This is a genomic window from Mariniflexile sp. HMF6888 (genome assembly GCF_044335535.1).
In the GTDB taxonomy this organism is placed as follows: Bacteria; Bacteroidota; Bacteroidia; order Flavobacteriales; family Flavobacteriaceae; genus Mariniflexile.
Window position 1 is genome coordinate 631002 of sequence record NZ_JBIQVZ010000002.1, and the last position, 12451, is coordinate 643452.

Annotated in this window: 8 protein-coding genes; 3 read left to right on the plus strand and 5 right to left on the minus strand. The window is 32.5% G+C overall.

Translation table 11 applies throughout. The annotated features are described in order from the left end of the window. Positions 1–573 precede the first annotated feature (573 nt). Positions 574–3324: a T9SS type B sorting domain-containing protein gene (locus tag ACGLWY_RS07930; RefSeq protein ID WP_396619141.1), complete on the plus strand. Its 2751-nt coding sequence runs from the start codon at positions 574–576 to the stop codon at positions 3322–3324. An 8-nt stretch (positions 3325–3332) separates the two neighbouring features. Here the strand turns inward: ACGLWY_RS07930 and ACGLWY_RS07935 are convergent, their stop codons facing one another. From ACGLWY_RS07935 to ACGLWY_RS07945, 3 genes are all read right to left on the minus strand, one after another. Next, positions 3333–4130: a dienelactone hydrolase family protein gene (locus ACGLWY_RS07935; RefSeq protein ID WP_396619142.1), complete on the minus strand. Its 798-nt coding sequence runs from the start codon at positions 4128–4130 to the stop codon at positions 3333–3335. Between the two features lie 105 nt (positions 4131–4235). Then, positions 4236–5663, minus strand: a complete 1428-nt coding sequence (locus ACGLWY_RS07940; protein ID WP_396619143.1) for a SusD/RagB family nutrient-binding outer membrane lipoprotein — start codon at positions 5661–5663, stop codon at positions 4236–4238. Positions 5664–5674: 11 nt separating this feature from the next. Beyond that, entirely contained in the window at positions 5675–8977 is a 3303-nt protein-coding gene (locus ACGLWY_RS07945) for a SusC/RagA family TonB-linked outer membrane protein (RefSeq protein WP_396619144.1), read from the minus strand. Positions 8978–9186: 209 nt separating this feature from the next. Here ACGLWY_RS07945 and ACGLWY_RS07950 point away from each other — a divergent pair, with 209 nt between their 5' ends. Together ACGLWY_RS07950 and ACGLWY_RS07955 are read left to right on the plus strand one after the other, a co-directional pair. Continuing rightward, positions 9187–9957: a LytR/AlgR family response regulator transcription factor gene (locus tag ACGLWY_RS07950; protein ID WP_396619145.1), complete on the plus strand. Its 771-nt coding sequence runs from the start codon at positions 9187–9189 to the stop codon at positions 9955–9957. 361 nt (positions 9958–10318) lie between these two features. Further along, the gene (locus ACGLWY_RS07955; RefSeq protein ID WP_396619146.1) at positions 10319–11041 is read left to right on the plus strand and encodes a sensor histidine kinase; all 723 of its coding nucleotides are present in this window, start codon (positions 10319–10321) and stop codon (positions 11039–11041) included. 171 nt (positions 11042–11212) lie between these two features. Here ACGLWY_RS07955 and ACGLWY_RS07960 read toward each other — a convergent pair whose 3' ends face one another. Both ACGLWY_RS07960 and ACGLWY_RS07965 read right to left on the minus strand, forming a co-directional pair. Then, positions 11213–11548, minus strand: coding sequence for a hypothetical protein (locus ACGLWY_RS07960; RefSeq protein WP_396619147.1), 336 nt, complete (start codon positions 11546–11548; stop codon positions 11213–11215). 40 nt (positions 11549–11588) lie between these two features. Continuing rightward, positions 11589–12443, minus strand: coding sequence for a hypothetical protein (locus ACGLWY_RS07965; RefSeq protein ID WP_396619148.1), 855 nt, complete (start codon positions 12441–12443; stop codon positions 11589–11591). Positions 12444–12451 lie beyond the last annotated feature (8 nt).

Consider the following 12451-nt stretch of genomic DNA (forward strand, 5'->3'; position numbering starts at 1 on the left):
ATTGTATCTGTCTTTTGAGGCTACAAATATACAATTTATGGTAAAAAAACATAATTTATATTAATGCTTTTTAAAGAACATAAATAATTTAATATATAATCATGAAACTCACTTCTTTGTTGTAGACTTATTTCAGGACGGGGTCACATTTTTCTGTTGTTCAATATATAGTTTTTTTATTCCCAATGTCATGTTTATTGTATGGATTGTTTCTATAATAATAAAAAATGTGCATGATGAATCAAATGTAAAAAGCCTTGAGTTATATTCAAGGCTTTTGGAGACTAATCCAAATTATTCATAAAAATAAAGTTTTATAGATAATTACTCAAAATTAAAGAGGGTATCCCTTTATTATCAAAAAGATGATTTGAATCACTTTATTTATGATTTAAATAGACATTAGTTTTTATTTAACCATTCTACAATAAGACATTCGGATCAAAAACAATGGCTTACAATTCAAAATACCTACTAAGTGCAATAAGAATATCTATCTTGCTATGAACTCTTGACTAGTTTTTAATATGAGTTACACACATAAATTCCACACAAGTTAGTAATGCTATTTTTATGAATACTCGAATTTTAAGATTCATTTTTGTACTGCATGTTTCTTTGGTATACTCACAGAAGGAATCTGCCAATTGGTATTTTGGACAATTCGCTGGTCTTGATTTTAATTCAGGAAATCCTTTACCACTTATAAATGGTAAGTTGAATACAAGTGAAGGCTGTGCAACCATTTCTGATGTCAACGGGAATCTGTTGTTTTATACAGATGGCATAACGGTTTGGGATAGACGTCACGAAGTAATGCCGAATGGACAAGGGTTATTAGGTCACGGTTCTAGTACAGAATCGGCATTAATAGTGCCAAAACCAGGTAGCAATTCAAGATATTATATTTTTACTGTTGATAAACCAAGTTATTATTTAACTGAAGGAGAGTCCATAGACGGCGTTAACTATTCAGAAATTGACCTGTCTTTAAACAATAATTTTGGAGATGTAATAACTAGTGTTAAAAACAAACATTTAATTACATATGACAGTAGTATTGCTCTACAAAAAGAGTACAAATCATCTGAAAAAATCACAGCTGTTAGCCATAAGGATGGAAGCTCATATTGGGTTATTACTCAATTTTGGGATAAGTTCTATTCATTTAAGATTGACGCTAATGGCGTAAATGAAACCCCTGTTATATCAAAAGTTCCATTTACTGTTGCCCCGCTTTTTAATGATAGTGGCGTAAATATTAGCGCAATTGGGTATTTAAAAGTGTCTCCCAATGGAAAAAAAATAGCCATCGCCCATAGTTCTACTGTTTTAGGGAAAGGCGGACCGAAACAACCAAGAAAACAATCAGGTAAGGTTCTATTGTATGATTTTGATAATACTTCTGGAAAAGTATCAAATCAAGCAACTATTCTTTCAGATGCTTATCCTTACGGATTGGAATTTTCTCCAAATTCTAAGTTGCTATACGTAACTGATAATTTTTATAACGAAAACAATGTTTTTATCAATAGTCATTTATTCCAGTATGATTTAGAAGCGAATGATATAGCTAACTCTAAGATTGAGATATCAACATCTACCAATGTTGCAGGAGCATTACAATTAGCTATGAATGGAAAAATTTATAGAGCAGGATTTAGGATTTCTAATGTAGGCTCTAACATATCAGTTATTAACGATCCAAATAATTTGGGCAAATCATGCAATTATTATGAAAACACAGTGAGTTTGGGGGGCAAAGCTTCTTTACTAGGATTGCCACCATTTGTCCAATCCATTTTTATATACACATTTGATTATAAATTTACATGTTTAGGCGATCAAACTTCTTTTTTCATAACTTCTGAGGAGCCTTATGATAGTGTTGTTTGGGATTTTGGAGATGGTCAATCCTCTACAGAAGAAAATCCTTATCATATTTATATATCCCCAGGCATTTATTCTGTTAGTTTAACCATGACACTTAATGGCATAGAAAGCGATCCACTAATAAAACAGATTATTATTTCGGAACCACCTAATGTCATTAGTGATGTTTATGAATTGGTCCAGTGCGATTCTTATGATGATAATCCAAATGATGGAATTACAACCTATAATCTGCAATCAGCTAATGCCCCTATTAGTTTAAATACTTCTGAAGCTATTCAAGTGTATTATTATCACTCCATTTCTGATGCTATAAAGGACAGCTTGAATGTTAACGCTCTTAATAATATTTACAGAAACCAAACCCAGAATGAACTATTATATGCCAAGGTATACAAGACTAATACCGAATGTTACAATATAGCAACTATAAGGTTGAAAACTACCCAACCAATAGATATTGGCTTGCATGAGTTATCAGCCTGTGATTTTGAGAATGTGAACATGGCCAATTTTGATTTAGAGGCAGAAGGAAACAAAATTGCAACTCAATTGAATTTACCATCAAATGTCTCTATAACTTTTTATGACAATAAAAACGATGCAGCTATTGGAGTTAATGCGCTTCCAAGTATATATTTTTCTAGCTCTAAAACTATATTCATAAGAGCCGAAAGCGATAATGCATGTTATGGCGATGGCGTTTTACATTTAAATGCGAAGCCTTTTCCTCAATTAAATGATCAAGTTATAAGTGTTTGCCAAAATGATTTTCCAATCACAATTAATTCTGGCATAAATACTACCCAAGTTAATGATTACAAATATTCTTGGAATACTGGTGAAACAAGCAATGAAATATTAGTAGATCAACCAAGTATTTATAGTGTCACAGTACATGATGGGACATCAAATTGCGAAGATGTTATTACAATCAACGTAAAACAGAATGAAATTCCATACATTCAAGACATTATAATTGATGGACATAGTATTCAGGTTGTTATAAATTCAGATGAAACTTTTCTTTTCGCTTTGGATGATATAAATGGGCCATACCAAGAAAGCAATGTGTTTTTAAATATCAATGAAGGTTTACACCAAGTATACATCAAAGACATCAATAGTTGTGAAACTGTTCTTAGGGACTTTTATATATTCGGTTTTCCAAAATATTTTACTCCCAATAATGATGGGAATAATGATACTTGGAACGTATATGGGTTGGATCCAAATCAATTTATATCAAAAACCATACGCATTTATATTTATGACCGATATGGTAAGCTCATAAAATCTTTTAACCCATTGATTTCTAATGGCTGGAATGGAACCTTTAATGGTGTTCTCTTAACGCCAGACGACTATTGGTATTTTATGAAGCTTCCAAATGGAGAGGTTTACAGAGGACATTTCGCTTTGAAAATATAAGAGGCCAATTAATTCCAAACAGTGGTTTTTAACCATTGGGCAGCATCTCTTAAATAGGACACATAATCGCAAGGATGATAATGATCCAATCCAGACGCAATAACAAAGTTGATGTTAGAACCAGCAGCTATTGATTCATCTATATATCCCTGGGTTGTTTCAACTGGAAACAAGGTGTCGTTTTCTCCATGAATAACATATAAAGGTATAGTGATAGGTGCAATACTACCATTGCTTTTAGCCGTATTGTATGAAGTAGCCATGGGTATGGCTGCCGAAAACATGTTTGGATAATACTGAGCATAAAACCAACTGCCATTGCCTCCATCGCTATATCCAGTTACAGCAATTTTGTCTGTATCAATCGGTAAATAAGAAGTTGCTAGATCATAAAGAGCCAATACCTGTATTTGATTGTTTGGTTCATACCATAGCTGTGCATTACTGTTTGGGCTAATAATAAAAGCATCAATAATACCATCAAGGCCAGGGCTTATCAAACAATCTGTTGATTTATGTGCATCTGGAATATTATTTTGTGCACCTCCATGCAAATTAAAGAATAATGGTTTTTTATTGGATTGACTTGCTCCATCAGGAACAATAACTCTAAAATTCCAAAAATACCCTTTGGTGGTCGATTCTAAAGTAATATCATTAATACCAGGTTGAAAATCAAAATTTTCAAAATCCTGTCTAACATCATCAGGTGTTCTGGTTGTTTCCATATCTGGTGAATCTATATCACTATTATTACAACTGATAACTAAAAAAAATAAAGAGGCTAATTTAAATACATGTTTCATTGTCTTTAATTTTAACTGTTCAAATACATAACTATTTAAAGTAAAATGATAGGTTTTTCCATACATAAAAACCTATCATTTTAAAAACTACATTAAACAATAACCTTAATTTACATCCCAAAATATTTTGGTTTGTTGAGAGTCTCCCCCAATAGCAGTAGATGCAGCTTCCCAATTGGTTTCATTTAGGTTCTGTTCGTCTATTGGATAAGTGTATCTGTATGGTAAAGGGTTCTTCTTGTCGACGGGAAGTTGAAAAGCAGGCCAATCAAACTTTCTCCAAACGGTAAATCCCTCAAATCCTCTGTTGAACATAGCCAACCAGAATTGAAGCCCTATTTTTTGTCTCCAAGTACCTGGAGCTGTAGTATATGCAACATCAGGGTTAGCCATGTAAGCTGCAAGCCCTGTTACTCCCCAAGAATCAAATGAAGCTGCAATACCATTGTTGTAAAATTGTTCAGCAGTTCCACCAACATTATATCCTCTTTCAGCCGCTTCAGCCAGCATAAAAGATACTTCGGCGTAATCCATTAATGAAGCTGGGTTTGTTGGGTCCATTAACAAATCACCCAAATGAGAAACTGTAGGATAACTAGCTAACGTGCCATAATTTCCTCCTTTATAAACACCCATCCCTAAATTATCATCAAAATAAACTTCCCTTCTGGGGTCATCAAGATTATTCATGATATCAATAATTGTATTAGAAGGAATATGGTCTAAACGACCAGATTGTACTAAATCAATCCACATAGGATTAGTGTTTGGTGTAGATCCTTCATACTGAATAGTTGCATTATCATCATTTGAAGTAAATACTCCTGCACTAACAGCAGACTCTACTGTTGATTGCGCCAAAGATGAATTCACATCCGCAAGACGAATACCTATTCTTAATTTTAAAGAATTAGCAAATTTAATCCAAGCAGCAGAATTACCACCATATATTTGGTCAGATGAACTATAACCCGAACCATTTAAATCTGGTATTGTATTATTGATGCGGGAAATTAAGTCATTATAAATAGTTGCTGCATCATCATATTTAGGCAAAGTAACATCACTAAGAGCTTCACTATAAGGAATATTCCCCCATGTATCTACCATTTGCTGAAATGTATAGATTATTAATACTTCAGCTTGGGCTACTCTTGCCTTTTTCTCACTTTCAGCTAGCATTTCATCAGCTAAAACAACCTCTTTTGATGTTTTTAAATCCAATAACACATCTCGGTACATTTCAGACCAGTGATAATCTGGAATTCCCCTAGTTGTTAAATCAAAATTCGGTTCATCAGTATAGGTAGTGGTTGAATTAGTTTGAGCAAAAAATCTGAATACATTAATATTTACATTTATTGATGTCATTTGATCTATTAAGCTCTTGGTAGCTCCATTGAATAGGAAATCAGCAGCCACTTTTGTCGGGCTTTTAGGATTTCGGTTAAAATCTTCATATTGATCATCAGTTTTACAAGAAACCAATACTAAAATTATAGAAAGAATTGTTGTTATAATTATTTTTTTCATTTTCATCTTTTTTAGAATTGTAACTTAAGACTTGCTCCTACCTCTTTGACTGAAGGATATGAACCCGATTGATATCCTTGAATATTTCCTGCACTTAAACCAGCCTCTGGGTCTGCATAAGGAATATTTTTATGTATAATCCATAAATTTCTACCAATTAGTGATAAAGTAGCATTGGTAAAAGGTGTTTTGTCTAAAATGGTCTTATCAAAACTGTATGCTAAAGACACCTCTCTAAGTTTAACATAACTTGCATCCCATACATGAGCTACACTTGGCAGACCGTAACCAAAACTTCCAGGATTAGTCATGCTTCTTCGTACATCATTTGGTGTACCATCAGCCTGAACACCTTTAAAAAGCCAACCACCACTATTTGCAGCATAATTTCCTGGAGTACCTACTATAGGATCTCTAAGAGGATTTCCTAAATCATTATTGCCTGCTGTAAAATCATACAAACCAGTACCAAAACCGTAATAAGTATCCAAAGAAAATACGTCACCTCCTTTTTGCATATCAATCAAGAAACTCAAGTTAAAGTTTTTGTAGGTGAAACTATTGTAAATACCGGCTTTCCAGTCAGGATTAACATCTCCAATATTTTCGTTACTTGTATCAGTTCTCCTGGGGAGACCTGTTGAGCTAATTACTCTATTATCTTCAAATCTTTCAGATTTATCAGTAACCCCATTGCCGTTTGTATCATAATACAACCAATCACGCCCTCGAATTATTCCATATGGCTGGCCAACTGCTGCATTTATAGAGATTCCTCCTTGTAAACCACCTGCTAATTCTAAGGTTTCAATGCCTGGTGCTAAAGACACAACTTTATTTCTGTTTCTATCCCAGTTTAAAGTCAAATCCCATTGAAAATTATTCATTTTTAAAGGCGTAGCATGAAATTGGACTTCCCAACCTTTATTTTCTATTGTACCGGCATTTAAAAGTACGGACGCATAACCAGTAGAACGTGTTACTGGCACCCTAGTTATTTGATTTTTATTTTGTGTATTGTAATAGGTTACATCAAACCCTAATCGTTTATCAACAAAAGACATCTCCAATCCAACCTCCCAGTTTTCTTGTTCCTCTGGAAGTAAATTAAGGTTTGCCCTACTAGATGGATTTGAAGCATTCCCTTCTCCTCCAAAAGGAGTTGAGATAGCAAAAGTGTTAAATACTTGATATGGAGTAGTGCCGTTGCCAACTGTACCATAATTTCCCCTTACCTTACCAAAACTCAACCAATCTGCATCTATTAATTGTGAGAATATTATACTTCCTGTAGCTGACCAATAATTATAAGTATTCTTTGCTTTTGGTAAACTAGAGTTTCTGTCCCTTCTGTACGTTCCCTCAACAAAATAAGTATTTTGATACCCTAAACTAACACGACCAAACAAACCATCAACCATTTGGATAGCTGCATATTCAGTAGGAGCATTGATGGGGCTTACACTGTTATTAAGAGAGTATAATCCTGCCAAATTCAAACCTCCGTTTGTAAGCGCATAAATATTATTCCATTCTTTTCTGCTTAAGTTAAAACCAAGATTTCCATCAAGATTTAAATCCTCCGTCAAATCTTTATTAAAACTTAAAATCGCATCGTAATTATATTCTGACACACTGTTATTAAACCTTGTATATCTTGGAACGTTTGAACTTCCTACATTGGTTCTTTCCTCCTGTAGTTCAGAATAAGTATCATATGTAAACCTAGCTAGGGCACTTAACCAATCATTTATCTTATAATCCAATACAACATTTCCAAAAAATCTAGAACGTGTATCCGTTTCGTAATTTTCATAGAAAGTCCAGTATGGATTATCAGAATATATAGGAGATAAATTATCATGTGCACTTGCATTCCAGGTAATGTTTTCCCTAGTAGCAAAATAGGCCTCTTTTTGTTCTTTAAAATCTATATTTGTTTGGTGCCACTGTCTGGCTTGTTGCATGACATTATTGGAATCATATCCAGTTCCATATCTTCCTTTACCATCTGTTTTAACAAAGTTAAATGACGTTGATACTTTAAGTTTATCCGTTAAATCAAGGCTTCCATTAAAGTTAATACTATTTCGCTTTATTAAACTATTAGGTAAATTCCCCTCATTATTTAAATTAGTTATCCCTAATCTGAAAGAACTATTATTTCCTCCACCATCAAGTGAAACGGAATTTACAGTATTGGTAGAAGTTTCCCATATATAATTAAAATCATGTGTTCCTGCTACCCAGGGAGTTGCCTGTTGATAACTGTCTAATTGAGGGAATATTGAATTCCATTGATAAACCAATAGATTTGGATCAAATTCCGCACCCCAAGAAGCATCTTCTGTAAAAGGCACAGAAATATCGTTTATACCATCTCCGTTAATATCAAACTGATCATTAAAATAGCCATCACCTGCAGCACCATATCCTGGACCGTAGCCAGCACCATATTTATGTTGGAATTTGGGTAAGGTTTCTTTATCTACCGTGCCAACTGTAATACTTGAATTAATCGTAACACCAATCCCTTTTCTTTTAGCACCCTTTTTTGTTGTAATCATGATAACTCCATTCGCCGCACGAGAGCCATAGAGAGCTGATGCCGCGGCACCTTTTAATACGTTGATCGACTCAATATCATCAGGGTTAATATCTGATGCTGCATTACCGTAATCATAGCCTCCGCGACCAGTTGTTTGGGAACGATTATCAGCTGTTACAGATGTTACAATTTGGTTATTCACGCCATTATCAATAGGAACACCATCGATTACAAATAGTGCTTGATTGTTTCCAGCAACAGAAGAATTCCCTCTTATGACAACTTGGGTTGAGCCTCCTAAAGTTCCAGAAGGCTTAATTTGTAAACCCGCTATTTTACCAGATAAAGAATTAACAAAGTTAGAGCTTTGTACTTTTGATACAGCCTCGCCTTTAACTTCCTGGGTAGCATAACCCAAACTTTTCTTTTCTCTTTTTATTCCAAGAGCAGTAACCACAACTTCCTCTAGCTCAGAGGCATCTTCTTGCATTGTTACATCAATCATACTAGATGGTCCTACAGTAACCTGTTGTGTTTTTAGCCCTAAAAAGGAAAAAACCAAAATGTCTCCAGTTTTAGCACGGATGGAATATTTTCCATCAAAATTAGTTTGGGTTCCTATACTAGTCCCCTCAACAATAATATTAACACCAGGTATTGGTAATCCAGAATTATCTGAAACGACACCTGAAATTGAATTTTCTTGAGCATTTACGTGAATTGTAAACAAACTAATAAGAAAAAGAATCTTGTAAATTTTGTCCATTGATATCAATTTTGAGTTAGTTGTGTAAATCTAAAATGATAAGAGTAAACTTAAGAGACACATGAAGTGAGTCATTTTAAATATGATGTGAGAACCTTTTTAATAGCTGTGTATACCTTATATTTTGATATTATTTATAAAGCAATGATTATCAAGTTATTTCAAAATGTTAATTTTACAGAAAACAATTATAGATCAATCGTTTTTATATGAAGATAAGCACCATTATTGTAGATGATGAACCTCTTGCAAGACAAAGAGTTATTAAGCTTTTGGAAAATGTTGAAGAAATAACCTTAATTGAAGAATGTTCTACAGGAAAAAAGGCCATTCAAGTAATTAATGAATTAACTCCTGCCTTAGTTTTTTTGGATATTAAATTGAAGGATATGACAGGTTTTAAGGTTCTTGAAAACATATCACCCGATATAAAACCTATTGTAATTTTCATAACAGCTTATGATGAGTTTGCCATAAAGGCTTTTGATTATTTTGCCTTGGACTATTTACAAAAACCTTTTAGGGAAGACCGTTTTATGAAATCAGTTAACAAAGCAATTGAGGTTATTAAAGAAAAACACCACCTCTTGTTTGACAACAAAATAAAGAATATTCTTGACTACTTAAATACCCAAGAAGAAAAGAAGAATTTCACTAAAAAAATTCCTATTAAAATAGGAAACAAAATCTTATTTATAGAAGTCCAAGACATCATATACATAACAGCTTCTGGATATTATGCAGAGATTTTTACAGAAAATAAAAAATATCTGTTAAGGGATTCTTTAAATAATTTAATTACACAATTGAATTCAAATAACTTTCTTAGAATTCATCGGTCAACCATTATCAACCTAAATTATATTAATGAGCTAATAAATTCTAACTATGGAGAAATTGACGTTAAGATGAACGACAACAAGCTGTTCAGAATAAGCAAAAGTTATAAAAAAGATTTTACTAATGCTATGGGACTTTAACATGAGAAACATATTTCCAAAAAAATTATTTAATCTCCTATTGTTATTTTGGGTCTTTTACAATCTACTTCACTTATCCAAAAACATAATTTTAAAATACAATGGGCTTGCATTCAATAACACGAACTGGACAAGTTTTCTATTCGATGGTCTTATAATAGAAAATCTTTATAGTATAGCTCTTTTCTTGTTCGTTATGTATACTGGAAAAAAGTTTCTAGATATTTATGATAGTTGGTTTTCAAGATTCGCCTTTCATTTTTTATTATCAATAATAACGATAATTATAATTTTCCTCACTTATGATTTTTATACTTACTATTTTAAAAATTCAACTGGTCCTAGAACGCTAAGATATTATGTGCTAAATATTATAGATTATTCAAACGTTCATTTTTTAATCTATTTCTCCAATGTATTTATCGTAAACACGTATTACCATTTAGATAAAATAAAGAACACAGAAGTCCAAAAAGCTAAGTTAAAGCAGCAACTATCTGATGTTAAAGTAAATATTTTGAAATACCAATTACATCCTCATTTTTTCTTTAATACCCTTAATAGTATATCTCAATTAATAGAAGTGGATAAAACACTAGCTCAAAACACATTAGCAGATTTTAGTGATTTATTAAGAGATATTGTTTATTTAAAGGATACTAATTTTTTGAATCTTGGAAAAGAACTTGACATTTTAAATAGGTACTTGGACATTATGAGTATTAGATTTTCAGATCATTTGGAAATTAAGTTAAACGTACAAGATGATATAGAGGATATTTTAATTCCTAGTTTAATAATACAGCCAATAATAGAAAACTCTTTTAATCATGGCTATTCGGATAAAAACACAAGTTTAAAAATTGAGATATCAATTAAACAGATAAAAGATAATTTAGAAATTAAAATTAAAAATAATGGCGCCCCATTAGCACAAAAGAATGTCATTTACGGAACTGGCTTAAAAAATACCATCGAACGCTTAGAAACATTGTACGAGGATGGCTATAAGTTCTCAATAAAAAACTTACCTAATGAGAACGGAGTGGTTACTAATTTGGTATTTCCTGTTAGATATAATTAAAAAAAACGGTTTGGCTCGATTTCGTTGCGAGTAAAATCCATAGGATTTTCGGAGTAGGAATCGAGCCAAGTTAAAGTTAACTATTTTCGGTTTAGCATCTGGCTAGCATTGGATTATAGCCGTCTTAATAGTAGTAGTAGTTTATTTTAATTAGGTTCAAAGCGTAATAAACTAAACTTCTTCAAAAATATTTACACCATATTCTCCAGGTCTAGATTTCCATTCAAAATGCTCGATCAATCTAATTTTTCCTTCGCTTGAAATAACCAATTCTGAACACGATATTCCGTTATCCAATATTCCATCCGTTTGTAATTGACAATAACTAAACTCAAATATGTTTTCTTTTATTAGACCTACAAGAAACCCATTCTTTATTTTCCCACCAAAATAGTTAGCTTCAACATAATTGTCTTTTTGAGTAAAGTCAAAAATAGTATCTTCATTAACAACTCCATTCTCCGCTGTTTCAATAACGGTCATTTTTATTTTGTTTAGATTTATCATTTTTTGGTATTAATAATTACTGCCAACATTAGTATAATAGCTATAACTTTATCTTTCTAATTAATCCATCGTTGTGCTCTAAAATGTAGAGTATACCATTATTAGCATCAATAGCACAACTATTAGGCATATTAAAGCCAGAAGTTAACAGTGATCCATCGACAATAGTATCTTCTCCAGTTCCCGCAAAAAGTTCTATATTCCCATTAGATAAATTAAATCTGAATATTTTCTTTAGGTTAGGGCTTGGCAAGTAAATATAATTATCAAGATAAGTTATCTGGTTGATTTTAGCATTGGGTATTGTAGCTACCTTTTCCGATTGATTATATGTATCTACTTTAATTAAATTTCCTCCTACAAAGTTTGTTGCATATATATTTTTATTGTCATCAAGTACAATACCTATAGCATCCTGTAAACCATTTTCCGAACTAATTTCTAAAAAGCTTCCATCTGGTTTAAATTTTAGTATTTTACCTCCAGTACCACTAAAACCAGCACCATATAAAGTGACAAATATTTCATTGTTATCATTAACTATAAGTCCAGCAGGACCATCAAGGTCTTGAGCAAAATTGATGATTTCTTTTTTAGGCGTAATTTTTACGATTGAGTTTCCTGTGTAGTTTGACACAAATAAATTTCCATTAGAATCAAACCCCATACCAACAGGTCCAGGCAAACTATCAATATATGTTGAAACCTTCCCCTCTCTTGTTATTTTTAAGATAGACGTTTTATTATATCCCCCAGAGACCAATATATCACCTTCTGGTGTAACTACCATACCATCTCCAAAATTAGGCTCTATTTTGGCCAATGTACTTACACTCTGAGAACGAACCGACATGCTTACGACCAAGAAAATAAAAATAATCACTATTCTTTTCATTTGATTCA

Coding starts and splice junctions, on each gene's coding strand:
- ACGLWY_RS07945 (WP_396619144.1), bottom strand. CDS start 8,977: ATGGACAAAATTTACAAGATTCTTTTTCTTATTAGTTTGTTTACAATT.
- ACGLWY_RS07960 (WP_396619147.1), bottom strand. CDS start 11,548: ATGATAAATCTAAACAAAATAAAAATGACCGTTATTGAAACAGCGGAG.
- ACGLWY_RS07935 (WP_396619142.1), bottom strand. CDS start 4,130: ATGAAACATGTATTTAAATTAGCCTCTTTATTTTTTTTAGTTATCAGT.
- ACGLWY_RS07940 (WP_396619143.1), bottom strand. CDS start 5,663: ATGAAAAAAATAATTATAACAACAATTCTTTCTATAATTTTAGTATTG.
- ACGLWY_RS07950 (WP_396619145.1), top strand. CDS start 9,187: ATGAAGATAAGCACCATTATTGTAGATGATGAACCTCTTGCAAGACAA.
- ACGLWY_RS07965 (WP_396619148.1), bottom strand. CDS start 12,443: ATGAAAAGAATAGTGATTATTTTTATTTTCTTGGTCGTAAGCATGTCG.
- ACGLWY_RS07930 (WP_396619141.1), top strand. CDS start 574: ATGAATACTCGAATTTTAAGATTCATTTTTGTACTGCATGTTTCTTTG.